The organism is Sphingobium sp. TomTYG75 (assembly GCF_054771635.1).
Genome location: NZ_BSRE01000001.1, coordinates 1,138,841 through 1,161,525, shown reverse-complemented (window position 1 = coordinate 1,161,525; position 22,685 = coordinate 1,138,841). Strand labels below are relative to the sequence as shown.

General features: G+C 62.1%; 26 protein-coding genes. 15 read left to right on the top strand and 11 right to left on the bottom strand.

Features of this window, described 5'->3' with window-relative positions:
- Nucleotides 1–51: 51 nt before the first annotated feature.
- Nucleotides 52–1,572: a fumarate hydratase gene (locus tag ACYU81_RS05890; protein WP_460986832.1), complete on the bottom strand. Its 1,521-nt coding sequence runs from the start codon at nucleotides 1,570–1,572 to the stop codon at nucleotides 52–54.
- A 100-nt stretch (nucleotides 1,573–1,672) separates the two neighbouring features.
- A complete protein-coding gene (locus ACYU81_RS05885; RefSeq protein ID WP_460986831.1) occupies nucleotides 1,673–2,317 on the bottom strand; it encodes a glutathione S-transferase family protein in 645 nt (214 codons plus the stop codon).
- A gap of 552 nt (nucleotides 2,318–2,869) precedes the next feature.
- Here ACYU81_RS05885 and ACYU81_RS05880 point away from each other — a divergent pair.
- Nucleotides 2,870–4,801 carry a ribonucleoside-diphosphate reductase subunit alpha gene (locus ACYU81_RS05880; RefSeq protein WP_449474250.1) on the top strand — a complete coding sequence of 644 codons (1,932 nt, stop codon included), beginning with the start codon at nucleotides 2,870–2,872 and terminating at the stop codon, nucleotides 4,799–4,801.
- Nucleotides 4,802–4,868: 67 nt separating this feature from the next.
- On the opposite strand, the gene ACYU81_RS05875 is transcribed toward ACYU81_RS05880, so the two are convergent.
- The gene (locus ACYU81_RS05875) at nucleotides 4,869–5,135 is read right to left on the bottom strand and encodes a DUF2171 domain-containing protein (RefSeq protein ID WP_460988119.1); all 267 of its coding nucleotides are present in this window, start codon (nucleotides 5,133–5,135) and stop codon (nucleotides 4,869–4,871) included.
- 89 nt (nucleotides 5,136–5,224) lie between these two features.
- On the opposite strand from ACYU81_RS05875, the gene ACYU81_RS05870 reads away from it, so the two are divergent.
- From ACYU81_RS05870 to ACYU81_RS05855, 4 genes are all read left to right on the top strand, one after another.
- Entirely contained in the window at nucleotides 5,225–6,280 is a 1,056-nt protein-coding gene (locus ACYU81_RS05870; RefSeq protein WP_460986830.1) for a ribonucleotide-diphosphate reductase subunit beta, read from the top strand.
- Nucleotides 6,281–6,390: 110 nt separating this feature from the next.
- Nucleotides 6,391–6,690: a DUF6173 family protein gene (locus tag ACYU81_RS05865; RefSeq protein ID WP_460986829.1), complete on the top strand. Its 300-nt coding sequence runs from the start codon at nucleotides 6,391–6,393 to the stop codon at nucleotides 6,688–6,690.
- A gap of 59 nt (nucleotides 6,691–6,749) precedes the next feature.
- Complete coding sequence (locus ACYU81_RS05860; protein ID WP_460988118.1) at nucleotides 6,750–6,941, top strand: hypothetical protein; 192 nt, start codon at nucleotides 6,750–6,752, stop codon at nucleotides 6,939–6,941.
- 258 nt (nucleotides 6,942–7,199) lie between these two features.
- Nucleotides 7,200–7,754: a glycine zipper 2TM domain-containing protein gene (locus tag ACYU81_RS05855; RefSeq protein WP_460986828.1), complete on the top strand. Its 555-nt coding sequence runs from the start codon at nucleotides 7,200–7,202 to the stop codon at nucleotides 7,752–7,754.
- Here ACYU81_RS05855 and ACYU81_RS05850 read toward each other — a convergent pair.
- Together ACYU81_RS05850 and ACYU81_RS05845 are read right to left on the bottom strand one after the other, a co-directional pair.
- On the bottom strand, nucleotides 7,751–8,191 hold the full coding sequence (locus ACYU81_RS05850) for a thermonuclease family protein (protein ID WP_449474243.1): 441 nt from the start codon (nucleotides 8,189–8,191) through the stop codon (nucleotides 7,751–7,753). The genes ACYU81_RS05855 and ACYU81_RS05850 overlap by 4 nt on opposite strands.
- A gap of 306 nt (nucleotides 8,192–8,497) precedes the next feature.
- A complete protein-coding gene (locus ACYU81_RS05845) occupies nucleotides 8,498–8,815 on the bottom strand; it encodes a hypothetical protein (RefSeq protein ID WP_449474241.1) in 318 nt (105 codons plus the stop codon).
- A gap of 137 nt (nucleotides 8,816–8,952) precedes the next feature.
- Here ACYU81_RS05845 and ACYU81_RS05840 point away from each other — a divergent pair, with 137 nt between their 5' ends.
- From ACYU81_RS05840 to ACYU81_RS05825, 4 genes are read left to right on the top strand one after another with little or no spacing between them, the layout of a single operon-like run.
- On the top strand, nucleotides 8,953–9,333 hold the full coding sequence (locus ACYU81_RS05840) for a RidA family protein (protein ID WP_460988117.1): 381 nt from the start codon (nucleotides 8,953–8,955) through the stop codon (nucleotides 9,331–9,333).
- 5 nt (nucleotides 9,334–9,338) lie between these two features.
- A complete protein-coding gene (locus tag ACYU81_RS05835) occupies nucleotides 9,339–9,695 on the top strand; it encodes an ArsC family reductase (protein WP_196224626.1) in 357 nt (118 codons plus the stop codon).
- A 51-nt stretch (nucleotides 9,696–9,746) separates the two neighbouring features.
- Nucleotides 9,747–10,172 (top strand): RrF2 family transcriptional regulator, encoded by a 426-nt coding sequence (locus tag ACYU81_RS05830; RefSeq protein WP_460986827.1) that lies wholly within the window; start codon nucleotides 9,747–9,749, stop codon nucleotides 10,170–10,172.
- 38 nt (nucleotides 10,173–10,210) lie between these two features.
- Nucleotides 10,211–10,867 (top strand): MBL fold metallo-hydrolase, encoded by a 657-nt coding sequence (locus ACYU81_RS05825; RefSeq protein ID WP_460986826.1) that lies wholly within the window; start codon nucleotides 10,211–10,213, stop codon nucleotides 10,865–10,867.
- Nucleotides 10,868–10,870: 3 nt separating this feature from the next.
- Here ACYU81_RS05825 and ACYU81_RS05820 read toward each other — a convergent pair whose 3' ends face one another.
- Nucleotides 10,871–11,299 (bottom strand): MAPEG family protein, encoded by a 429-nt coding sequence (locus ACYU81_RS05820; protein ID WP_460986825.1) that lies wholly within the window; start codon nucleotides 11,297–11,299, stop codon nucleotides 10,871–10,873.
- Between the two features lie 210 nt (nucleotides 11,300–11,509).
- On the opposite strand from ACYU81_RS05820, the gene rpmF reads away from it, so the two are divergent.
- From rpmF to ACYU81_RS05795, 5 genes are all read left to right on the top strand, one after another.
- Nucleotides 11,510–11,689: a 50S ribosomal protein L32 gene (gene rpmF, locus ACYU81_RS05815; RefSeq protein ID WP_081570365.1), complete on the top strand. Its 180-nt coding sequence runs from the start codon at nucleotides 11,510–11,512 to the stop codon at nucleotides 11,687–11,689.
- A gap of 65 nt (nucleotides 11,690–11,754) precedes the next feature.
- Nucleotides 11,755–12,780: a phosphate acyltransferase PlsX gene (gene plsX, locus ACYU81_RS05810; RefSeq protein ID WP_449474679.1), complete on the top strand. Its 1,026-nt coding sequence runs from the start codon at nucleotides 11,755–11,757 to the stop codon at nucleotides 12,778–12,780.
- On the top strand, nucleotides 12,777–13,745 hold the full coding sequence (locus tag ACYU81_RS05805) for a beta-ketoacyl-ACP synthase III (RefSeq protein ID WP_460986824.1): 969 nt from the start codon (nucleotides 12,777–12,779) through the stop codon (nucleotides 13,743–13,745). Before plsX ends, ACYU81_RS05805 begins: the two co-directional genes overlap by 4 nt.
- A gap of 125 nt (nucleotides 13,746–13,870) precedes the next feature.
- Nucleotides 13,871–14,167, top strand: coding sequence for an integration host factor subunit alpha (gene ihfA / locus ACYU81_RS05800; protein WP_449474233.1), 297 nt, complete (start codon nucleotides 13,871–13,873; stop codon nucleotides 14,165–14,167).
- 81 nt (nucleotides 14,168–14,248) lie between these two features.
- Nucleotides 14,249–14,611, top strand: a complete 363-nt coding sequence (locus ACYU81_RS05795; RefSeq protein WP_460986823.1) for a MerR family transcriptional regulator — start codon at nucleotides 14,249–14,251, stop codon at nucleotides 14,609–14,611.
- 202 nt (nucleotides 14,612–14,813) lie between these two features.
- Here ACYU81_RS05795 and ACYU81_RS05790 read toward each other — a convergent pair whose 3' ends face one another.
- Nucleotides 14,814–15,356: a SixA phosphatase family protein gene (locus ACYU81_RS05790; protein WP_460986822.1), complete on the bottom strand. Its 543-nt coding sequence runs from the start codon at nucleotides 15,354–15,356 to the stop codon at nucleotides 14,814–14,816.
- Nucleotides 15,353–18,103, bottom strand: coding sequence for an ATP-dependent DNA helicase (locus tag ACYU81_RS05785; RefSeq protein ID WP_460986821.1), 2,751 nt, complete (start codon nucleotides 18,101–18,103; stop codon nucleotides 15,353–15,355). The genes ACYU81_RS05790 and ACYU81_RS05785 overlap by 4 nt, the downstream gene beginning before the upstream one ends.
- Before the next feature lie 176 nt (nucleotides 18,104–18,279).
- Between ACYU81_RS05785 and ACYU81_RS05780 the strand changes: the two genes are divergently transcribed.
- Nucleotides 18,280–19,857, top strand: coding sequence for a lysine--tRNA ligase (locus ACYU81_RS05780; protein ID WP_460986820.1), 1,578 nt, complete (start codon nucleotides 18,280–18,282; stop codon nucleotides 19,855–19,857).
- Between the two features lie 240 nt (nucleotides 19,858–20,097).
- Here ACYU81_RS05780 and ACYU81_RS05775 read toward each other — a convergent pair whose 3' ends face one another.
- From ACYU81_RS05775 to ACYU81_RS05765, 3 genes are all read right to left on the bottom strand, one after another.
- Nucleotides 20,098–20,571, bottom strand: coding sequence for an RcnB family protein (locus ACYU81_RS05775; protein WP_449474225.1), 474 nt, complete (start codon nucleotides 20,569–20,571; stop codon nucleotides 20,098–20,100).
- Between the two features lie 185 nt (nucleotides 20,572–20,756).
- Nucleotides 20,757–21,434 carry a 2OG-Fe(II) oxygenase gene (locus ACYU81_RS05770; protein WP_460986819.1) on the bottom strand — a complete coding sequence of 226 codons (678 nt, stop codon included), beginning with the start codon at nucleotides 21,432–21,434 and terminating at the stop codon, nucleotides 20,757–20,759.
- A 98-nt stretch (nucleotides 21,435–21,532) separates the two neighbouring features.
- Nucleotides 21,533–22,366, bottom strand: a complete 834-nt coding sequence (locus ACYU81_RS05765; RefSeq protein ID WP_460986818.1) for an RcnB family protein — start codon at nucleotides 22,364–22,366, stop codon at nucleotides 21,533–21,535.
- Nucleotides 22,367–22,685 lie beyond the last annotated feature (319 nt).

The following is a 22,685-nucleotide window of genomic DNA, read 5'->3' as shown; positions in this document are numbered from 1 at the left end:
CGCTATGCGAGTGGTCCCCCTCCCCATCTTTCGATGGGGAGGATGTAAAGGTCATGCCCCTTCGAGAAGGCCTTCCTTCTTGATCTTCTCCTGCCACACCAGCGGGGCGAGGCGGTGGACGTTTTGGCCTTCGCTATCGACGGCGACGGTGACGGGCATGTCCTGCACGTCGAATTCGTAGATCGCTTCCATGCCCAGGTCTTCAAAGCCCACGACCTTCGCGCCCTTGATCGCGCGGGCGACGAGATAGGCCGCGCCGCCGACCGCCATCAGATAGGCGCTCTTATGCTTGGCGATGGAATCGGTCGCCGCCGGGCCGCGCTCCGCCTTGCCGACGCAGGCGGCGAGGCCCTGTTCCAGCATCATGTCCATGAACTTGTCCATGCGCGTCGCGGTCGTGGGACCGGCCGGGCCGACTACCTCATCGCGCACCGGATCGACCGGGCCGACATAATAGATGACCCGGCCCTTGAAATCGACCGGCAGCTGTTCGCCTGCGGCCAGCATGTCGGCGATCCGCTTGTGCGCGGCATCGCGGCCGGTCAGCATCTTGCCGTTCAGCAGCAGGCGGTCGCCATGCTTCCAGCTCTGCACGACTTCCGGCGTCAGATTGTCGAGATCGACGCGGATCGCTTCCTTGCTGGGTTTCCAGTCGACCTGCGGCCATTCGGAAAGCTTGGGCGCTTCCAGATAGGCGGGGCCGGAGCCATCGAGCGTGAAATGCGCATGGCGGGTCGCGGCGCAGTTGGGGATCATCGCCACCGGTTTGCCCGCCGCATGGCAGGGATAGTCGTAGATCTTGACGTCGAGGATCGTCGAAAGCCCGCCCAAGCCCTGCGCGCCGATGCCGAGCGCATTGACCTTGTCGAAAATTTCGATCCGCAGCTTTTCGATATCATTCTGCGGCCCGCGCGCCTTGAGCTCGCCCATGTCGATGGGCTCCATCAGCGATTCCTTGGCCAGCGCCACAGCCTTTTCCGCCGTGCCGCCGATGCCGATGCCGAGCATTCCCGGCGGGCACCAGCCAGCGCCCATTTGCGGGATCATCTCCAGCACCCAATCGACGATCGAATCGCTGGGGTTCATCATCTTGAACTTGGTCTTGTTCTCCGACCCGCCACCCTTGGCCGCGACGTCCACCGTTACTTTGTTGCCCGGCACCATTTCGACATTCAGCACGCAGGGCGTGTTATCCTTCGTATTGACGCGCGAGAAAGCTGGATCGCGCAGGATCGAGGCGCGCAGGCGATTTTCGGGGTTGAGATAAGCCTTGCGCACGCCCTCATCCACGACGTCCTGCATCGAACGGCTGTTGTCGTCGAACCGGCAGTCCATGCCCCATTTGATGAAGACGTTGACGATGCCGGTGTCCTGGCAAATCGGGCGATGCCCTTCGGCGCACATGCGGCTGTTGGTCAGAATCTGGGCAATGGCGTCCTTCGCCGCCGGATTGGCTTCGGCGTCATAGGCTTTGCCCAGCGCGCGGATATAATCCATCGGGTGGTAATAGCTGATGAACTGGAGCGCGTCGGCGACGCTCTCGATCAGATCGGCGGTCTTGATGACGGTCATCTTGCCTGCATGTCCCTAATTAGCGCCCGGCCCTGCACGGCGGGTCTTCGCAGGCGCGGCTAATAGGGATTGGGTCGAGAGTCCAGATATGCCGCGTCAGCTATCCGTTGGCATAGGGGAACATGTGCCACCAGGGCTCCTTCTCCTCCAACACGCGGGCAAAGCTTGGCCTTGCCTCTAGCCGGTCGAGATAAGCGGCCAGTGCCGGAAAGCCGCCGCGCATCGGTTCCACCTTGTCGGCATAGAAGAGAGCGGGGGCAGCGGCGCAATCCGCCAGCGTGAAGTCGTCCCCCGCCGCCCATTGCCGCGCTCCGATCCGCTCCTCCAGCATCGCATAGGCCTTGCCCAGCAGGATGCGCGCTTCGCCCACACCATGGGCATCGCACGCATCGTCGGGCCGCAGCCGGTCGGCCACGATCTTCTGCATCGGCGTCATGACATAATTGTCGAACAGCCGATCCATCAGCCGCATCTCCAGCGCCTGGGCGGGATCGGCGGGGATCGGGCGGCAGGCGCCGGGGCACTGCTGCCCCAGATATTCGATGATGATGCTCGCCTCGGCGATCGTCTGGTCCCGCGCCTCATCGCGCAGCACCGGGAACTTGCCCAGCGGCCACAGCGCGAGCCACGCCTCCGCCACGCCGGGTTCCTCCATCATCGCCCGTTCGAACGGCGTTTCATTCTCATAAAGGGCGATCAGTACTTTCCAGCAACAGGAGGAAAGGGGGTGATAATAGAGAATCATCGGCTCTGCCTCTTTGCATGGTCCGGGGGGGGGGTAAGATCGTGCCTCTTACCATGGTTTCCGGGCGGTTTCTTGGCTGCTCCTCATCCTCAGTTGATCCACATCAGCTTGTGGATAAGTTGTGGATGAACCACCATCCTTAGCGGAACAGGGCAGGGGTGCTGACCTGATCCCGGCAATTTCGGGCCTAAGCGAAAATTATTTTCGTTCTCAAATTGTTTCCCTTGCCTTTTGCAGGACCGTGGGAAGTCGGCGCGTCGCTGCAATGCAGGATGACCGCCATGCCATACAGATAGCATCTCCTCCGCCGCCCGGAGTCTTCATACCGTCATTTACCCTCTTGCAAGCAGATCAAGCTGTGGCACTATCCCTTGTATCGGGTTAACGGGGGTTACCCAACAGATTGTGATTGCACCGGCCGGACCATTTTCCGGGCGAGAGGCGTTTTGTCTCATGCGATCCGCTGCTGGCGCACCCCGCTGCCGTTCCGGGCGGCCTTACAAGATGAGGCTTGACCGAATCGAACGAAACAGGAACATTCGGGGGCTCGGAATGGATTTTCGTGACAGCGAACAGACAGGTGCAAGTGACGTGGCGACGGTAATCGACGAAGTGGTGGAAGCAGTGGCGGAAAAGAAGGCTGCGCCAGCCAAGGAAGCCGTGCGTTCTTCATCGTCCATCCAGGCGCGCCGGTTCGACGTGGTCACGGACGAAAGCCGCGATGCGCTGCTCACCGAGTTCGGCAAGGACACGCTGAAGGACCGCTATCTGCTGCCCGGCGAAAATTACCAGGACCTGTTCGCCCGCGTCGCCGCCGCCTATGCCGATGATCAGGGCCATGCCCAGCGCGTCTACGACTATATTTCGCGCCTGTGGTTCATGCCCGCGACGCCCGTGCTGTCCAATGGCGGCACCGGGCGCGGCCTGCCGATCAGCTGCTATCTGAACAGCGTGGACGACAGCCTGGAAGGCATCGTCAACACCTGGAACGAGAATGTGTGGCTGGCCTCGCGCGGCGGCGGCATCGGCACCTATTGGGGCAGCGTGCGCGGCATTGGCGAGCCGGTCGGTCTCAATGGCAAGACCAGCGGCATCATCCCCTTCGTCCGCGTGATGGACTCGCTCACCCTCGCAATCAGCCAGGGCAGTCTGCGCCGCGGGTCTGCCGCCTGCTATCTCGACGTCTCTCATCCGGAGATCGAGGAGTTTCTGGAAATCCGCAAGCCCAGCGGCGACTTCAACCGCAAGGCATTGAACCTCCACCACGGCGTCCTGCTGACCGACGAGTTCATGGAGGCGGTCCGCACCGGCGCTGAGTTCTCGCTCAAGTCGCCCAAGGACGGCTCCGTCCGTGGCACGGTCGATGCGCGCAGCCTGTTCCAGAAGCTGGTGGAAACCCGCCTGGCGACTGGCGAGCCCTATATCGTCTTCTCCGACACCGTGAACAGCATGATGCCCAAGCATCATCGCGATCTCGGCCTGAAAGTTTCGACTTCCAATCTTTGTTCAGAAATCACACTGCCGACGGGTCGCGACCATCTCGGCAATGACCGGACGGCGGTTTGCTGCCTTTCGTCCCTGAATCTGGAAACCTGGGACGAATGGAATAAGGACCCCGTCTTTGTCGAGGACGTCATGCGCTTCCTCGACAATGTGCTGCAGGACTATATCGACCGTGCGCCGGACGAAATGGCGCGGGCGAAATATTCCGCGGGACGTGAACGGTCAGTGGGCCTGGGGGTGATGGGGTTCCACTCCTTCCTCCAGGCCCGTGGCCTTCCCTTCGAAGGGGCGATGGCCAAGAGCTGGAACCTGCGCATCTTCAAGCATATCAGCGAGAAGGTGAACGACGCTTCGATGCAGCTCGCGGTCGAGCGTGGGCCGTGCCCGGACGCCGCCGACATGGGCGTGATGGAACGGTTCAGCTGCAAAATGGCGATCGCGCCCACCGCGTCGATCAGCATCATCTGCGGCGGCACATCGGCCTGTATCGAACCGATCCCGGCGAACATCTACACGCACAAGACGCTGTCCGGCAGCTTCGTGGTGAAGAACCCCTATCTGGAAAAGATCCTGCGCGACAAGTCGAAGGATTCGACCAACGTCTGGAATACGATCCTGGAACGTGGCGGGTCGGTGCAGCATCTCGATTTCCTGAGCCAGGAAGAAAAGGACACGTTCAAGACCAGCTTCGAAATCGACCAGCGCTGGCTGCTCGAGCTCGCCGCTGACCGCACGCCCTTTATCGACCAGGCGCAGTCGCTGAACCTCTTCATCCCGGCGGACGTGGAAAAGTGGGACCTGATGATGCTCCACTTCCGCGCGTGGGAACTGGGCATTAAGTCGCTTTACTATCTGCGCTCAAAGTCGGTGCAGCGCGCAGGCTTCGCTGGCGGGGTGGAAGCCGACAACACGATCGACGCACCGAAATTCGAGCTGGCTGGGGGAAGCACAGACTATGACGAATGTCTTGCGTGCCAATGAGTTAATGGGGGGGATGGGCGCGGCGGTGGCAACACTGACCGCGCCCACGCAATCAGCCCCGGAGGCCTTACCCCTCGTCCTCTTCTTCTTCAAAGAGGACAGCGTTGGCACCGGTCGCAGACAGCCGCACAGTGCCATCCTCATCAATCCCGGCGATCAGTCCCTGGCTGATATAATGATGATGCCCGGAGTGACTTCCCTGGCCGCTATCCGCCTTGATCAGCTTGATACGCTGATGTCCTTCGGCACCCTCGACGTGATCGACAGTGCCGACATGGACGCCATCAGCGCCGATAACCTCAGCATGTTCCTTGATGCTGGTAAGATCAACCATCATATTGCTCCTGTGCCGGGAATGACGGGGACTGAACGTCCCGCGCCCGTGCAGGTTGCGCTTGTCCATTAATTCGCGGAGCCGACCCAATGCCCCTTCTTCAAGCCAGCAAGGTCTACAAGCCTTTCGAATATCCCTGGGCCTATGAATATTGGAAGCGCCAGCAGCAGTTGCACTGGCTGCCCGAGGAAGTGCCGCTGGGCGAGGATTGCCGCGATTGGGCGCAAAAGCTGTCCGATCACGAACGCAACCTGCTGACCCAGATCTTCCGCTTCTTCACCCAGGCCGACGTGGAAGTGCAGGACTGCTACCACGAAAAATATGGCCGCGTGTTCAAGCCGACCGAAGTGAAGATGATGCTGACCGCGTTCAGCAACATGGAAACGGTTCACATCGCCGCCTACAGCCATCTGCTCGACACGATCGGCATGCCCGAAACCGAATATTCGGCCTTCATGCAGTATAAGGAGATGAAGGATAAGCATGACTATCTGAGCCAGTTCGGCGTCGATACGGACGAGGATATCGCCAAGACGCTGGCGATGTTCGGCGGCTTTACCGAGGGGCTCCAGCTCTTCGCCTCCTTCGCCATGCTGATGAACTTCCCGCGCTTCAACAAGATGAAGGGCATGGGCCAGATCGTCACCTGGTCGGTGCGCGACGAGACGCTGCACTGCGAAGGCATCATCAAGCTGTTCCACGCCTTCACCAAGGAACGCGACTGCCTGACGCCGTCGGTCAAGGACGACATCATGGACATGTGCCAGAAGACGGTGCGGATCGAAGACGCGTTCATCGACCTCGTCTTCGAAATGGGTCCGGTGCCTGGCATGACGCCCAAGGACATCAAGAAATATGTCCGCTACATCGCCGACTGGCGCTTAGGCCAGCTGGGCCTGAAGCCCATCTACATGATCGACGAGCACCCGCTCCCCTGGCTGACGCCGCTGCTGAACGGTGTCGAGCACGCCAACTTCTTCGAAACCCGCGCGACGGAATATTCGAAGGGCGCGACGCGCGGCCAGTGGAATGAAGTGTGGGATGCGTTTGATCGGCGGAAGCAGCTCAAGGCTGGCGACGCGGCCAATGCTGATGAGGTGAGCGATCCGGACATGTTCAAGGCTGCGGGGATCGCGGCGGAGTGAAGGTAGGTGACTTGGCGGATCTTATGGGACTAGGTAGCCTCAATCTCCAGCCGATAAAGCCGGTCGTTCCACGGCCGCTGCCAAACTTGGACTTCCTCGAGCCGCCTAACATGGCTGAGTATGCTGTGAACGCTATTCACGCGGAGATCGCGGATTTCGAGAAGGGGCTAGATAATGACCATGAGATCGGAATGCCTGTCGTAGGCGGGCCCGCTGGCCTGTGTGTGCACGTCCGCGAAATTTATCGATTTGGAACCGACAAGCTCGTATTTGTAGGAGTGAATGGCGATAACCATCCTGTGAGATTGATCCAGCACTTAAGCCAGCTCAATTTCTTGATGGTTTCCGTGCCGAAGCTCGGAGATGAAGCGGTTCGGATCGGATTTCATGAGCCTTATCAAAGTGCGTGATGTGCGTCCTTGATTGAGTGACACCATGTTTTAACTGGTGAGCTCGTATCTTGGTGCCCATGTTCGGCGTCCGCCTCTCCTCACTCTTTACCAGCCGCTGGATGGCGCTGCTATGGTCTGTGCTGGTGATCCTCACGGCGATTCAGTTCGTCGGTTCAGGCGATCAGGATCATGATGAGGCGGCTGCACCCGCCGCCGCTTCCGACACGTTCACGGCGGACCAGCAGAAGGCCATTGAACGCGCTTTCTAAAAGTGCCTGAAAATCCTATTTCCCTGTCCTACAGCCTCCCACAAATGTTAAGCCGGCTGCGGCTCTTTGACCCTGTAGGAAATGGCAGAATTCTGCGACCAAGAACGGTGTGAACTTCGACACTCCGCCACTCTTCCGTGTGCGCAATCCGTCAACCTGTCCGCCCGCTGAACGCGCCGTTTTGTTCCGTTCATGCAACGTTCGCCGAAGCCATGTGTTTAGCTTCACAGCCTGATAAATTATGGCAAGGAGCATCACATGAACTTCTCGATCAAGCGCACCATCGCCGCTTTTTCGCTAGGGGCGATGACGCTGACTGGCGTTGCTGCGACCTCTGCTTTTGCGCAGCCCGGCCATGGCCGACATGACGAGCGCCATGGCGGCAAGCATTTCGACAAGCATGACCGCGATTGGCGGGGTGATCGTGGGGACCGCGATTGGAAGCGCGAAGGCCGCCACGACAATGGCCGCCACAATGGCTGGCGCCGTCCCGGTGGGGTCGTCTACAGCTATGACTGGAACCGCCCGGATCGCCGCTATGGCAGCCGCTATCGGCCCGATCGCTATTATCGCAGCGGCTATGAGCCGATCCGCGTGACGCGGGGCACTCGCATCTATCGCGGCTACGACGACCGCTATTATTGCCGCCGTTCGGACGGCACGACCGGCCTGATCGTCGGCGCGGCGCTGGGCGGGTTGCTCGGCGGGCAGCTGGATCGCGGTTATTCGAACACTGCTGGCGTGCTGATCGGAGCGGGTGCGGGCGCTCTGCTCGGCCGCGAGATTGACCGCGGCGGTATCAGCTGCCGCTAACTACGGCACCATGGCTGGCGCGCTCCGGTCCAGGGGCGCGCCAGACCTTCGGCGACCAGCAATGCACCGATCGACCGGCCCTGTCGCGTCACGATGCGCAGGGTCCGTCCATAGCGATCCCGCTCTCGCTCCACCGGCATAAGTGAAAAGGCGCCCGCATTGAGCAGCGCCAGCAACCGCTGCGTTGCCCGCGTGCCCAGCGCGCCCTCGGCACTGCAACGCGGCCCGTGGGTTTCCGGCGTGTCGATGTCGGCGATGCGGATTTTGGTCCCCGCCATCCAGAATGTGTCTCCATCGACCACGCAATCCGGCCCGCCTATGCCGTGGCACAGGCCGAAGCGCGAAGAAGGATTTTCCGCCCGGACAGGCCCCGCCGATCCGATCAGCAGGATATGAAGGGCGAGGAGGGGAGGAAGCAGTTTGCACAGGCGGATCATCCCGCTAACCTAGGCTGCGTTGCTGGCGGCGCGCGGCTAAGCTGATCCGTTTACCCTCCGTTATGGCGGCTTTGGGCCTTCAGAGCTTCGTGATCTTATCTGGATCACTCAATTCCGTTCGGGCTGTCCGAACGAGTCACTTGCCTCATTCGGATGTCGAAGCCCTCTTTATAAAAAAGAAGAAGGACCCTTCGACAGGCTCAGGGCGAACGGTAACAGGGGCAGTGCCAATTTAGGGCACGACGCTCCAGCGGCTGGGGCCGGAAGGCCCGTGAAGGGGAGCGCGCGCCTTATCCCGCCTCGGCGCTATTCCTCGTCCTCGGTGTTGCCGAGATAGTCTTCCTCATCATCCATCTGCGGTTCTCCCGCGAAGGCGTCGTTGTCGATCCGTCCGGAACGGTTCATTTCCTCCATCCGCTCGACCAGGTCGGGCGTGTCTTCGGGGATGATCTGCGCGGGGTTTGGGGTTCCGCCTCGTTCGCTGTCCTCCGACAAGTCGGTGCTGCGCGCGCGGGCGTCGTCGGCGACATCCTGCGCCTGCGATCCCCGGTCTCTCTGCTCGTCATTTTCCTCGATATCGTCGGGAAATCGGTCCTTGTCTGACTGATCCTTTGGCTGGTCCATGGCATGTCTCCTTGCCTGCCCAACCGATCAACCGGGGCGCCCGTTCCATGGCTGTCCAAAAGGCGCTGGACAGGGGAGACGGCAGGGGGCAAGAGCCGCCCGATCCCTTTCATCGCTACCCCTTCGAAGGAAATCCCATGTCCCGCAAACTCATCTCCTCGGGTTCGCCTTTCGAGGCGCAGGTCGGCTATTCGCGCGCCGTGGTTCAGGGCGACTGGTGCTTCGTCGCCGGTACGACCGGCACCGACCCGGAAACCAAGACGATGCCCGAAAGCGTCGTCGATCAGGGCGTCAACGCGCTGAAGGTCATCGGCAAGGCGCTGGAGGATGCAGGATTTTCCTTCGCCGATGTCGTGCGCGTGACCTATTATATCACTGACCCGGCCTATTGGGATGACCTTGGCAAAGCGACCGCGCCCGTGTTCGGTGAGATTCGTCCGGCCGCAAGCTGCGTCGTCGTCGGCCTTATCAAGCCGGAGATGAAGATCGAGATCGAAGTCACCGCGTTCAAAGGCTGACCCCCATGATTACCATGTATGGCATCAAAAATTGCGACACCATCAAGAAGGCGCGCAATTTCCTGGACAATGAGCGCGTCTCCTACAGCTTCCACGACTATAAGGTTTCCGGCGTGGACAAGGGCAAGCTGGAAGAGTGGGTGATGGAACATGGGTGGGAAACCATCCTCAACCGTTCTGGAACGACCTTCAAGGCGCTGGACGCGGGCGACAAGGCGCATATCGATGCGGAAAAAGCGATCCTGCTGATGAGCACCAACCCCTCCATGATCAAGCGGCCGATCCTGGACGTTGGCGGGCGGACCGTCGTTGGCTTCAAGGCTACCACCTATGAAGAAGCGCTGAGCAAGGTGAAGGCCTGATCGGCCCCGCGGCGACTTGTCAAATGAGGCGCGGGGGCGAATAACCGGAATATGCTTTCGCAGAAGACCCGTTACGCCATCCGCGCTCTCCAGCATCTTGCCGACCGCTACCGCCAAGGCCCCGTGCCGCTGAACGAGATTGCGACGCGGCAGAATATTCCGGCGAAGTTCCTGACGGTGATCCTGTCGGAACTGTCGCGCGAAGGGCTGGTGGCGACGCAGCGGGGGCGGGACGGGGGCTATTGGCTGGCGCTGGCGCCGGTTGATGTGAGCTATGGAGACATTGTGCGGCTGACGCGCGGATCGCTGGCGCTGACACCCTGTGCCAGCCGATTCGCGCATGAGACCTGCACCAACTGCCTCCCCGAATCGGAATGCAGGCTGCACCGCGTGATGCTGCGCGTGCGGGACGAGACAGCGAAGGTGCTGGACGGGATAAGCCTGGCCGAACCGCTGGCGATGGAAGACGCGGGCTAGCTCTTGCGCCCCACGCCCGCCTTCGCCACATCTCCGCCATGACCACGCCTCCGCTCAAAGCCGCCCTGATTCCCGTCACTCCCTTGCAGCAGAATTGCACGCTCTTCTGGTGCACGGCCACCAATAGGGGTGCGTTCGTCGATCCGGGTGGGGACCTCCCGCGGCTGAAGGCCGCTGCGGAGCAGCAGGGCGTGACGATCGAAAAGATATTGGTGACGCACGGCCATATCGACCATTGCGGCGAGGCGGGCACGTTGGCCAAGGAACTCGGCGTTCCGATCGAAGGGCCGCATGAGGCCGATCGCTTCTGGATCAGCCGACTGGAAGAGGACGGCCGCAATTATGGCGTGAACGGAAAGATCTTTGAGCCGGATCGCTGGCTGGCCGATGGCGATCAGGTGACGGTCGGCGATCTGGTGCTGGACGTCTATCATTGCCCCGGCCACACGCCCGGCCATGTCGTGTTCCATCACGCGCCCAGCAAGCTCGCGATCGTCGGCGACGTGCTGTTCCAGGGATCGATCGGCCGCACGGATTTCCCGATGGGCAATCACCAGCAGCTGATCGACGCCATCACGGGCAAGCTTTGGCCGCTGGGTGGCGACACCGCTTTTGTCCCCGGCCACGGCCCGATGAGCGATTTCGCCCATGAGCGCCGCACCAATCCGTTCGTTAGTGACGCGGTCCTCGGCTAACGGCTAGCGCGCGGCCATGGCTGGTGGTGCAGGCACCGCGCGGGTCGCGTGATAGGCGACATATAGCGCCGCCATTGCCAGCGCCGCCGTCACCACCCAGGTGAGCATCGCGCCGCCTGCCCGCCAGGCGTTAGGGCGATCCGCGTCCATGCCTATCCCGTGCGAAGCGCGCGCGATGACATAGGTCAGCGCGCCTATCCACAACCACAGCGGCGAGCCTATGGCCAGCTCGATCAGGGCGAAGAGGATGAGGATGATCGGCGTATATTCGGCGAAGTTCGCATGCGCCCGTATCCGGCGCGCAAGCAGTTGATCGCCACCATCGCCATGCAGCACTTTGCCGCCGACGCGAATCCGGACGCAGCGAAATGCGAGCCACAGGTTGAGAAGCGCGCAGGCAGCGGCCAAGGTCAGCGTGATCGGCAACAGCATCGCATGTTTCTCCCTATCCTTACGTTGGCGGTACAATAGGCGGCCATCGTTTCGGGGCAAGGAAGGACTTGCACCCCTGCCAAAAAACGCTATAGGCGCAGGGCTTCGCGATCACCCGGGCCGCATGGGTCTGCGGCGCCTGTGGCGTCGATATTCATCGGATTTCGGCCAGTCGCTTAACCAGATCTAATTATGGAATAAGGTGCCGACATGGCTGTCCCCAAGAGGAAAACTTCCCCGTCCCGTCGCGGCATGCGTCGCAGCCACGACGCGCTGCGCGTTGAAGCGTTCCAGGAATGCTCGAACTGCGGTGAACTCAAGCGCCCGCATAATCTGTGCGACGCCTGCGGCCACTATAACGGCCGCGAAGTCGTTGCCGTCGGGGCCTGACGACACACTCCCTCCTGCAAAGGTGTCCTGAAGTGTCCAGCCAACCGCGAATCGCAATCGACGCGATGGGCGGGGATGAAGGCGTGCGCGTGATGATGGCGGGTGTAGCGCTCGCCCGTCACCGCCACGAAGGGCTACGCTTCACCCTTTTCGGAGACGAGGCGCGGATCAAGGCCGCGCTCGACAATCATCCGAATCTGCGTGCCGCTTCCGAAGTGGTGCACGCCAGCGATGTCGTGTCTGCGGGGGATAAGCCCAGCGCCGCCATCCGCAAGAAGGCCAGCTCCATGAGCATGGCGATCGCTGCGGTGAAGGCTGGCGAGGCGGGCGCTGCGGTCTCGTCGGGTAATACCGGCGCGTTGATGGCGATGGCCAAGCTGGCGCTGCGTACCATGCCGGGCATTGATCGGCCCGCTCTGGCGGCTTTGCTGCCTACGCTCGGCGACAATGACGTGGTCATGCTGGACCTGGGCGCCAATACAGAGTGCGACGCCCGCAACCTGGTGCAGTTTGCGGTGATGGGCGCGGCCTATGCGCGCATCGCTTTCGACCTTGAACGCCCGCGCGTTCGCATCATGAACATCGGCACGGAAGACATGAAGGGCACGGAAGAAATCCGTGACGCTGCCGCGATTCTGCGCGCGGCGACGAGCCTGCCTCTGTCGTTCGATGGCTTTACCGAAGGCGACAAGATCGGGCGCGGCGAGGCCGATGTGATCGTCAGCGACGGTTTTTCCGGCAATGTGGCGCTGAAGACGGCGGAGGGCACGGCGCGTTTCGTCACCGACCTGCTGCGGACGGCCTTTACCAGTTCTATCCGGTCCAAGATCGGATTCCTGATTTCCAAGCCCGCCATGCACCTGCTCAAACATCATCTGGACCCCAACAACCATAATGGTGCGGTGTTTCTGGGCCTGAACGGTGTCGTGGTGAAAAGTCATGGCAACGCCAATGACAAGGGCGTTGCCAATGCCGTCCATGTCGCTGCGCGGCTGTTGGAAGAAGATATTACGCGGCGTATCGCCGCCGACATGGCGGGCGTCAGCGCGCTTTCGGCCGTGGCGTCCAAACAGGAGCTCGCCGCAAAGTGATTCGCAGGTCCGTTCTTCTGGGTACGGGGTCGGCTCTCCCGGTTCGCGCTGTCAGCAACGCTGAACTGGCGGAGACCGTGGACACGAGCGACGAATGGATCGTCGAACGCACCGGCATCCGCAATCGCCACATCGCGGGCGACGGCGAAACGACCGCAAGCCTCGCGACCGATGCCGCTCGCGCGGCATTGGATGCGGCGCGCTTGGCGGCGCAGGATATCGACCTCATCATTCTGGCGACGGCCACGCCGGACCAGACCTTTCCCGCCAGCGCGACCATTGTGCAGGCAGCGCTCGGGATCAATGATTGCGTGGCGTTCGACGTCGCGGCTGTGTGCTCGGGCTTCCTCTACGCGGTGACGGTGGCGGACAGCATGATCCAGTCTGGCGCCGCGCAAAAGGCGCTGGTGATCGGATCGGAGACGTTCAGCCGCATTCTCGACTGGGAAGATCGGACGACCTGCGTCCTGTTCGGGGACGGCGCGGGGGCGATCGTACTGGGCGCGGAGGAAAGCGCAGACGGCGCGCGCGGCATATTGGCCTCAAAGCTGCATGCTGACGGTCGGCACAACCAGCTTCTCTATGTCGATGGCGGGCCTTCGACGACGAAGACGGTCGGCAAGCTGCGCATGAAGGGGCAGGAAGTCTTCCGCCATGCGGTCGTCAACCTCGCCTCGGTACTGACCGAGGTCATGGAAATAGCGGGCCTCGGCACCGATAAGATCGACTGGCTGATCCCTCATCAGGCGAATGCGCGCATTCTGGACGCCACCGCGCGGAAGCTGAAGCTGTCGCCCGATCGGGTCGTCATGACGGTGGATCGCCACGCCAATACTTCCGCCGCTTCGGTGCCATTGGCGCTTGATCTGGCCATGCGTGACGGCCGGATTAAGTCCGGCGACCTGCTCGTGCTGGAGGCGATGGGCGGCGGCTTTACTTGGGGCGCTTGCGTCCTTCGGGTCTAAGCCAAGGCATCTACCCGGAATTCTTTGACTTTCTTCGGCGAGTCATCTTGCCGAATCACTCAGCTTATCGCACAATTTACCATTGTCGTCGGCATTGACCCGGCGAATGAAGGTGGGGACGTTCGATGACTGGCAATGGCACCCTGACACGCGCAGATCTGGCGGAAAGCGTCAATCGTCATATTGGCCTTTCACGATCCGAGGCCGCCGCGCTTATCGAGTCCATATTGGAACATATGACCTCCGCACTGGAACGCGGGGAAAATGTGAAGATATCGAGCTTTGGCACCTTCGTTCTGCGCGACAAGACCCAGCGCATGGGCCGTAATCCCAAGACAGGGGTTGAGGTGCCCATCGAACCGCGCCGCGTGTTGACCTTCCGCGCCAGCCAGACCATGCGGGACCGCGTTGCCGCATCCTGATAGGTTAGGCCCTAAGGACAGCTGCCAGTTAATCCCGCGCATGGTTGACCTTTGCGCCCTGATAGGTGCAACATCGGACCCATGGAAAAGGCAGAGGGTGCGTTCCTGACGATTAGCGAGCTGTCCGGGGAACTGGGGCTTCCGCAGCATATTCTGCGTTACTGGGAAACGCGTTTTCCCCAACTGCGTCCTCTCCAGCGGTCGGGTAATCGCCGCTATTACAGGCCAGCGGATGTGGCGCTGGTCAGGCGCATCAATCAGTTGTTGAACGAAGAGGGCTTCACGGTGCGGGGCGCGCAAAAGGCGCTTGCCGATGGGATCGCCGTGGCGAAGCCTGCCGCTGTTCCAGCTCCTGCCGTTTCGGCCAAGCCTGAGCGGGGTGCGGATTTGCTGGATCGGCTTCAGGCGATCCGGGCGGCTTTGGCGCAGGCTATGGGGGAGTAAGTTCAGCGCCTCGAGTTTACTTAGTGCTTCCAGCTCTAACTCAGTGCCGCCCTTTAAACCGGTTTGCCCCAAGCTTGTCGAAGGGCTTTACTGCCCCTCAAAAAGAAGAGGGCTTCGACAAGCTCAGCCCGAACGGAGGTGGGTGGTCCGGGTTGAACTCACTCTGCGCCAGCAGCGACCTTGGTGACTTAGAACAGTTGATTTAACGCGATTCCGGGCCTAGCGCCGGATCCAGATCACGCGGGCGGGTGAAGCTCATCAGCGTTCCCGCGTTCGGTGCGACGTCCGCCCAGGCATCGATATCCAGATCCAGAACCGCGATGCTGGCCGTCGGAAACTTGACTTCCACATCGCCGCGTAGCGGGCTGGCGTCATTGTCCGGCACCAGTTCCAGGATAAGTTCTTCGAGGCCGGGATTATGTCCTGCCAGGATCACGTTGCTTGCAGTGTCCGGCAAATCGCGCAGGACATCCAGTAACGTTGCCACGGACGCCAGATATATGCGGCGATCCCAATGAGGATCGAGCGGCTGGCCATAGCCTTCAAGGAAGGTGTCGAGAGTCTGCACAACCCGCACCGCGGGAGAGGCGACGAGAAAGTCGAATTGCATTTTCCGGTTGCGGGCATATTGACCGATCAGCAGCGCCGCCTTTTCCCCGCGTCGGTTCAGTGGCCGGTCGAAATCCCGCTCTACCGGATCGTCCCAGTCGGACTTGGCGTGGCGCAACAGGGTTAACCGCTTCATCTTTGCTCCAGGTCGGGAATGCCGGATTCGTGTCCTCGTTGCCCTAGCGGCATGCCGTCGCCAAGGCCAGCGTGGCAATGGGCGCTGACCGCAATGATCGCTTCGTCAAGGGTCACGCGGCGAATGGGGGTGCCCGGCGGGAAGGCGCTGAGCAGACGACTGGGCATCGCGGCCGACAATATGACGAAGCTGCCGCGATCCTCGGCGCGGCGGATCAGGCGGCCAAAGGCTTGGGCCAACCGGGCGCGGATCAGCCGATCGTCATAGGCGGCGCCCCCTCCGGCGAGACGGCGGGCGGCGTGCAGCACCGTGGGTTTCGACCAGGGAACGCCCTCCATCACGACGAGCCGCAGCGAATGACCGGGCACATCGACCCCATCGCGCAAGGCGTCGGTGCCGAGCAGTGACGCGCGCGGATCGTCTCGGAAGATGTCGATCAGCGTTCCGGTGTCCATTGGATCGACATGCTGGGCGTAGAGCGGCAGGCCCGCTCGCGCGAGGCGATCGGCGATGCGCGCATGGACCGCACGCAACCGCCGTATCGCCGTAAACAGGCCGAGCGTCCCGCCGCCCGCCGCTTCGATCAGGCGCCCATAGGCGCCTGACAGTGCGGCAATGTCCCCGCGCTTGATGTCCGTGACGACCAGCACCTCGGCGCGGCCGGGATAGTCGAACGGGCTTGCCGCTTCGAACCGTTGGGCACCGTGCGGGAGATGGCTCGCCCCGCTGCGGCTTTCCGCATTGTCCCAATCGCCGCCGCCCTTGAGTGTCGCGGAGGTTATAAGCACGCCCTGTGCAGGTTTCAGCACGGTTTCAGCCAGGGGTCGGGTGGGGTCCAGCCAGTGGCGGTGGATGCCGATGTCGAATTCCCGCCCTTCGATGCGATCGACCGTCATCCAGTCGACGAAATCCGCATCAGCCGGGCCGCCGATCCGGGCCAGCAGCGCGAGCCAAGCGGCGATGAGGTCGCACCGCCAGCCGAGCGAAGCAATCGCGCCTTCGATCCGTGCGCGGGCTGCGCCGTCGAGCCAATCGGGCGCATCCTCGATGACTGCCTCCAGCCGTTTGCTAAGCCGGTTGAGCGGCCGCAGCAAAGCGTCGAGCGCCAGCGCCGCCTCCTGCGCGGCTTCGACCAGCGGGCCATCTGGCTCGGCAACTTCCGTTTCCAGTCCATAGCCTGCGTCCGCTTCCCCAACGTCGGCGGCGCGGGCATAGACGGTGCCACGCACCGCGGCGAGCAGCTGTTCAAGTGGTCCGAAGGGTTCCCCCGCGACGATCCGCTTCAGCCATTCATCGGCTGGCAGCGCGCGCGCGGCGTCCGCCGCCGCGCGGATCGCCTGGCCGCCTTCCTCGTCATAGCTGGCCAAATCCGAAAGGCGGGCGGCAAGACCGCGCCGCCGACCGCGCGAATTGCCTTCAGGTCCCATGACCCAGCGGCGCAGCTCGATGGCTTCCTGCCCTGACAAGGCGACGGAAAAGGTGGAGTCGGCCGCGTCGAAAAGGTGATGGCCCTCATCGAAGATGATGCGCTGGGGCCGCTGGCCTGTCTCACGACCGCGCGCGGCGTTGATCATGACGAGGGCGTGATTGGCGATGACGATGTCCGCGTCGGCCGAGGCGCGCGCCGACCGTTCGATGAAGCATTTGCGGTAATGCGGACAGCCCGCGTAGATGCATTCGCCCCGCCGGTCGGTCAGCGCTGTCGATCCATTGCGGCGGAACAATGTCGGCAGCCAGCCGGGCAGGTCGCCGCCGACCATGTCGCCATCCTTGCTAAACGCCGCCCAGCGCGCGACCAGTTGGGCCAGGATAGCCGCGCGGCCGGAAAAGCCGCCCTGTAGCGCATCCTCCAGGTTCAGCAGGCAGAGGTAATTTTCGCGCCCCTTGCGTACGACGATCCGCCGCGCTGCCGTTGCGGGATCGGGGAAGAGGCGAAGGCTTTCGCGGTCAAGCTGCCGTTGGAGCGCTTTGGTATAGGTCGATATCCATACCGTGCCTTGCGCCTGTGATGCCCAAAGCGACGCCGGGGCGAGATAGCCCAACGTCTTGCCGATCCCGGTGCCAGCCTCTGCCAGCAGCATGTTGGGTTGATCCCGGTGCTGCCGCGGGCGGAAGCTTTCCACGGCCGCTGCCGCATAGGCCCGCTGCCCCGGCCGCGCTTCCGCCGCGCTGCCGGTCAGGTGCGCGAGCCGCGCCAATACCGCCTCTTCATCGAGGGAGATGGTGCGCGGCGCTGGACGCGGCGGTGTTTCCTCCCATTCGGGCAGGCGGGAGAAAAGCCAGCGTTCCGCTTCGGACGGTCGGCTTATCCGGGGGGCGATCAGCGGCGCCCATGGCCAGCGGAGGCGGTGCAGCGTTTGGGCGGAAGTCCAGCCGCCTTCCCGCTCGGTCCATGAAGGCGATCCGAGCATGTCCAGCAGCGCGGCGGTGGCGGCTTGCAGCAGCTGCGGAATGTCCGCTTCACTGCTCGGCCGTTCCAGGCCGAGCGCTTCGGCAAGGCCCTTGGGCGTGGGAACAAGGAAGCGGGCCGGGTGGACGAAAGCCCAAAGCTCCAGCAGGTCTAGGCCGTTAAGTTCAGGATAGCCGAGCCGTTGCCCCGTCAGCGGCGCATTGAGCAGCAAAGTGGGTGTCTCTGCGGCGCAGGCGATGGCCGCTCCCTTTGCAACCGCCCGGGTGTCTTCACCCTCGCGCAACCAGATCCCACCATGGCTGGCATGAAGGGCGGGCAGGGCAGTGGGGTCGATCACTCCAATCGCTTAGGCGACCGGGAACAAAAGGGAAACCGGAAAAAGGCTCAACTCAGCTTGCGCGGCGGCCAAATCCGGTTGGCCGCAAGGAAAAGGCGCGCGGGGCAAAGCCGCGTCCGCCGCTGTACGGAAAGACGTTCCATTTCCGGCCTTCCAAGGCTAGGGGCATGTGCATCATGACCGTGTCCGATATCCTCCGCACCGCCGCTCTGGCGTCCAAGGCCTGGCCCTATGAAGAAGCGCGCAAGCTGCTGAAGCGCTATCAGAGCGGCGCTCCTGACAAAGGCCATATCCTGTTCGAAACCGGCTATGGCCCGTCCGGCCTGCCGCATATCGGCACCTTCAACGAAGTGTTGCGCACGACGATGGTGCGCAACGCCTATCATGCGCTGTCCGATATACCCACGCGCCTGATTGCGTTTAGCGACGATATGGACGGGCTGCGCAAGGTGCCCGACAATGTGCCGAACCAGGCGATGCTGGCCGAACATCTTGGCAAGCCGCTGACCCAGGTGCCTGATCCGTTCGAGAAGTTCGAAAGCTTCGCACACCACAATAACGCCATGCTGCGCGAATTTCTGGACCGCTTCGGTTTCGATTATGAATTCGTGTCCGCGACCGATCGGTACAAGTCCGGCGCGTTCGACGACGCGCTCAAGAATGTCCTGCGTCACTATCAGGACATCATGGACATTATGCTGCCGACGCTGCGCAAGGAACGGCAGGCGACCTATTCGCCGGTCCTGCCGATCAGCCCGAAGAGCGGCATCGTCCTTCAGGTGCCGATCGAGGTGCTGGACGCCGACGCCGGGCTCGTCCGGTTCGAGGATGAGGGCGAGATGATCGAACAGTCGATCCTGTCCGGCGGCGCGAAGCTGCAATGGAAGGTCGACTGGGCGATGCGCTGGGTCGCGCTGGGCGTCGATTATGAGATGGCGGGCAAGGATCTGATCGATTCGGTGACCCAGTCGTCCAAGATCTGCCGCGCGCTGGGCGCCCGCCCGCCCGAAGGCTTCAACTATGAGATGTTCCTGGACGAGAAGGGGGAGAAGATCTCCAAGTCCAAGGGCAATGGCCTCAGCCTTGAACAGTGGCTGACCTACGGGCCGCAGGAAAGCCTGGCCTTCTACGCCTATCGTGAGCCGAAGAAGGCCAAGCAGCTGCACATGGGCGTGATCCCGCGCGCGGTGGACGAATATTGGCAGTTCCGGGTCAACTATCCCAACCAGCAGGTCGAGCAGCAACTCGGCAATCCGGTGCATCATATCCATGATGGAAAGCTGCCCGACGGCAAGCTGCCGGTGACCTTCGGCCTGTTGCTCAATCTGGTCGGCGTCATGGGCGACGCCAGCCGGGAACAGGTGTGGGGATATCTGCAAAATTATGTCCCTGAAGCGAGCGCGCAGACCTACCCTGAACTGGACGCACTAATCGGGCATGCGCTGGCCTATCATCGCGACTTCGTGGCGCCCACGCTGAAGCGTCGCGCGCCGGAGGCCAATGAAGCCGAGGCGCTGCGCAGGCTGGACGCGGAACTGGCGGCGCTGGGCGATGACGCCACCGCCGAAGATATCCAGAATATCGTTTATGCGATCGGCAAGGACGAGGCCTTTGGCTTTGCGGAACTGCGGGACTGGTTCAAGGCGCTGTATCAGACGTTGCTGGGCGCCGATCAGGGGCCGCGCATGGGCAGCTTCATCGCCCTTTATGGCGTGGCAAATAGCCGCCGCCTGATCGCGGAAGCGCTGGGTTGACGCAGGGGAACATTAGCCGCCCCTAAGCGTTCCTATTCCGGTCCACCCCCTTTCGGACTGATGGTGCGCCCCGTGCGTGCCATCGGCCGCGCCTGCTCGGAGACGGGCGGCGCGGCCAAGGGGATTTCCAAAAATTGAGATACTGGCTGCGATCGCACCGCGACGGCTCTTCGATGTCGAGAGAAATAGAGAACGGCTCCGAACCGAAGTCCGGAGCCGCGCTTAGTCGTTAGTTCGGCGTTACCAGAAGAAGCCCCGATGGACCTCCATCACGCGACCGCTGCGGACGTTTACCAGCAGCACGTCATTATAATGCCTTACCCAGCGCAGGTTGCGGTTCGCGGGCCGGGGCAGGCGATAGCGATAGGGATCGCTGATATAGTAGCGGGAATTATAGAAGCCCGGGCGCAATTGAGACCCGACTTCCCAGCGATTGTAGCGGAAGGGCGCGCGCCAGTTGCCGCCGCGATAGACGTCGCGGTGCGAACGGCGATAGTCGCGCCAATCTTCGCGCATTTCCTGCCTGGCGTCGCGGACATCGCGGCGCTCTTCCCGTACATCGTGACGTGAGCCATGGCGTTGCGCGTCGCGCAGTTCGCGCTGCTCCTGACGTAGGTCCCGCGCACTGTCGCGCACTTCGCCGCGCGACTGGGCCATGACCGCGCTAGGCATCGCGGTCGCTGCGATAAGGCCGAGGATGATCAACTTACGCATATATTTTCTCCCATCAGCTTGGCGGCCTGAACCGGCTGGGATCAAACTTTCATCCCCTGGGCCGGTTCCGTCACCAACAATGGGGTTATGCACTCCGGCCGCTGAACCTGTGGGGAACAGTGTTGTCAGGAATCAGTCATTTATGTCGCAACTTGTATCACGGCTATGAAGAGGTGCGCTTGCGATCAGTGTACCCAGCGCCGCTCCCGAAACCATTTGGTCACGACATATTTGACGCCATTTTCCACGGGCCGGGCGGCATGCAGGCTCATCGGATTGGGTGAACCGTCGGTCCTCAGGTTGTTCCAGATGAGGATCATCCCCTCAACGGGAGGCACCATGAACTCGCAATGGGGAAAATGCGTCTCCCCGCCCGCCGCGACGGGCGACAGATAGATCATCGCCGTCCAGCTGCGCTGCCCGCCCTTTTTCATCATCGCGGGCCAATAATTGGCGGTGACAGGGAAATAATCGCAATGCGCCTTATATTCCTGACCGACCGCATAGCGCTGACCCTGCAAGGTTTCGCCATTTTCGGGCGGTAACCCGGTGAGCGCGCAAATCCGGCGGCTGATGCCATCCACCAGCGGGTGCCAGGGGCTAAGGTTGCAGCTGTGGCTGGTGCGGTAATCGGCATTCGCGCTGCCGGAAAACAGCGTGGAGGGCTGGGCGTCGGCGTCGATCAGCGCGCGCAAGCCTTCGCATTCCTCGGCGCTGAGGAAGTCATGGCGGCCGTAGATTTCAAGGTTCGCGGCGTCGATCCGGCTGACTAAGGGGTTGCGGTCCAGCTTTGCGCGCACCGCATCGCCGATCTTTGCCCGAGTGGCCGAAGCGATGCCGCCATCATCAATCACGTCCGTCATGCCCGCTTCCTGCCGCCGTCGTCCCGTCGGTGCAAATGAAAAGGGCCTGACGCACATGGCGCCAGGCCCAGATGAAATCAGCGGATATGATCCTTCGCTTACCAGAAGAAATCGTGGATCACATCTACCACATAGCCGTCCCGGATATCGACCAGCAGGGCATCGTCATAATAGCGCACCCAACGCAGCGTGCCGTAGGCAGGCGGCAGGCGATAGGACCATGGATCGTTGATCCAATAGTTGTTCGCGAACAGCAAGCTGTTCAGGAAGATGCCTGTCGAAAAGCTTCTGTAGCCATAGCTCCATCCGCGCGGCGCATAATAGCGGCCCATCCGGTAGCGGTCGCTGTAGCGTGAGCGATAGCTGCGCCAGTCATAGCGGCGGTCCTGCCGCCAGTCATTGTCCCAACGACGCTGGCCGTTCCAGCGGGTGCGATCATCGAACCGGCGATTGCCCGCCAGGCTGCCGCGCCAGTTGTTGCCGCTGTCGAGGCGCCCTTCTGGGCGTCCATCCCGACGATCATCACGCCGGTCCTGTCGCCTGTCGTCGCGACTGCCGCGCCAGTCCGCCTGGTTGTTGTCCCGGCGGTCATCCCGCCACTGCGGACGATCGCCAACGGCCCGTTCCCGGACGCGCGTATCGTTGCGCCGCGCATCGCGAGGAGCATCAGGGCGTGATTCCGCAGCACGCCACTGTCGATTGGGCTGTGCCGGAACAGTCTGTACCCGCGCGCGATCATTTACGCGTTCTTGCCAACGCTGCGTGGAAGCCTGGTCACGCACGCGGACGTTTCCGCGATCGCCATCCTGCCCGCCGCCACGGGGTGCCCGGCCTTCGTTCCGGCCAGACTGCTCACCGCCGCGATCGCGCCCTCCATCCTGCCCGCGTTGCGCATAGGCAGGGGCGACGCCACCCAGAACGGTGGCGGTCATCAGCCCCGCCAACATCATTTTCCTCAACATGGTCTTTTCTTTCCAAAAGGGGCGCCATGCCCCGCATGATTTCCCTTTTATGTATGTCGCCATGTCGCGACGCTGAACTCGTTCGTCAGCGATTTGAAAGAATCTCACAAGTATAGATGGTCATTGGGACCTGGCGTACACAAATCGATTATTCGGTAGAAAATCGACCAACCACCGCCGTCAGGCTCAAAAACTGATCCAGATCAGTGCGCGCCTCGGTGTCAGCCTTTAGGAACGACGAGTGAAGAGAACGTCCAACGTCGGCCGAATTCGACAGGCCTTAAGAAGA

What these genes read in the sequence shown, in the direction of transcription:
- ACYU81_RS05875 (WP_460988119.1), bottom strand. Translation starts at nt 5,135, where the DNA reads ATGGTTGATCTTACCAGCATCAAGGAACATGCTGAGGTTATCGGCGCT.
- ACYU81_RS05770 (WP_460986819.1), bottom strand. Translation starts at nt 21,434, where the DNA reads ATGACGGACGTGATTGATGATGGCGGCATCGCTTCGGCCACTCGGGCA.
- ACYU81_RS05795 (WP_460986823.1), top strand. Translation starts at nt 14,249, where the DNA reads ATGGAAAAGGCAGAGGGTGCGTTCCTGACGATTAGCGAGCTGTCCGGG.
- ACYU81_RS05840 (WP_460988117.1), top strand. Translation starts at nt 8,953, where the DNA reads ATGTCCCGCAAACTCATCTCCTCGGGTTCGCCTTTCGAGGCGCAGGTC.
- ACYU81_RS05860 (WP_460988118.1), top strand. Translation starts at nt 6,750, where the DNA reads ATGTTCGGCGTCCGCCTCTCCTCACTCTTTACCAGCCGCTGGATGGCG.
- ACYU81_RS05885 (WP_460986831.1), bottom strand. Translation starts at nt 2,317, where the DNA reads ATGATTCTCTATTATCACCCCCTTTCCTCCTGTTGCTGGAAAGTACTG.
- ACYU81_RS05835 (WP_196224626.1), top strand. Translation starts at nt 9,339, where the DNA reads ATGATTACCATGTATGGCATCAAAAATTGCGACACCATCAAGAAGGCG.
- rpmF (WP_081570365.1), top strand. Translation starts at nt 11,510, where the DNA reads ATGGCTGTCCCCAAGAGGAAAACTTCCCCGTCCCGTCGCGGCATGCGT.
- ACYU81_RS05790 (WP_460986822.1), bottom strand. Translation starts at nt 15,356, where the DNA reads ATGAAGCGGTTAACCCTGTTGCGCCACGCCAAGTCCGACTGGGACGAT.
- ACYU81_RS05820 (WP_460986825.1), bottom strand. Translation starts at nt 11,299, where the DNA reads ATGCTGTTGCCGATCACGCTGACCTTGGCCGCTGCCTGCGCGCTTCTC.
- ACYU81_RS05865 (WP_460986829.1), top strand. Translation starts at nt 6,391, where the DNA reads ATGGCTGAGTATGCTGTGAACGCTATTCACGCGGAGATCGCGGATTTC.
- ACYU81_RS05890 (WP_460986832.1), bottom strand. Translation starts at nt 1,572, where the DNA reads ATGACCGTCATCAAGACCGCCGATCTGATCGAGAGCGTCGCCGACGCG.
- ACYU81_RS05830 (WP_460986827.1), top strand. Translation starts at nt 9,747, where the DNA reads ATGCTTTCGCAGAAGACCCGTTACGCCATCCGCGCTCTCCAGCATCTT.
- ACYU81_RS05765 (WP_460986818.1), bottom strand. Translation starts at nt 22,366, where the DNA reads ATGACCGCCACCGTTCTGGGTGGCGTCGCCCCTGCCTATGCGCAACGC.
- ACYU81_RS05780 (WP_460986820.1), top strand. Translation starts at nt 18,280, where the DNA reads ATGACCGTGTCCGATATCCTCCGCACCGCCGCTCTGGCGTCCAAGGCC.
- ACYU81_RS05850 (WP_449474243.1), bottom strand. Translation starts at nt 8,191, where the DNA reads ATGATCCGCCTGTGCAAACTGCTTCCTCCCCTCCTCGCCCTTCATATC.
- ACYU81_RS05855 (WP_460986828.1), top strand. Translation starts at nt 7,200, where the DNA reads ATGAACTTCTCGATCAAGCGCACCATCGCCGCTTTTTCGCTAGGGGCG.
- plsX (WP_449474679.1), top strand. Translation starts at nt 11,755, where the DNA reads ATGGGCGGGGATGAAGGCGTGCGCGTGATGATGGCGGGTGTAGCGCTC.
- ACYU81_RS05870 (WP_460986830.1), top strand. Translation starts at nt 5,225, where the DNA reads ATGCCCCTTCTTCAAGCCAGCAAGGTCTACAAGCCTTTCGAATATCCC.
- ACYU81_RS05880 (WP_449474250.1), top strand. Translation starts at nt 2,870, where the DNA reads ATGGATTTTCGTGACAGCGAACAGACAGGTGCAAGTGACGTGGCGACG.
- ACYU81_RS05845 (WP_449474241.1), bottom strand. Translation starts at nt 8,815, where the DNA reads ATGGACCAGCCAAAGGATCAGTCAGACAAGGACCGATTTCCCGACGAT.
- ihfA (WP_449474233.1), top strand. Translation starts at nt 13,871, where the DNA reads ATGACTGGCAATGGCACCCTGACACGCGCAGATCTGGCGGAAAGCGTC.
- ACYU81_RS05775 (WP_449474225.1), bottom strand. Translation starts at nt 20,571, where the DNA reads ATGCGTAAGTTGATCATCCTCGGCCTTATCGCAGCGACCGCGATGCCT.
- ACYU81_RS05825 (WP_460986826.1), top strand. Translation starts at nt 10,211, where the DNA reads ATGACCACGCCTCCGCTCAAAGCCGCCCTGATTCCCGTCACTCCCTTG.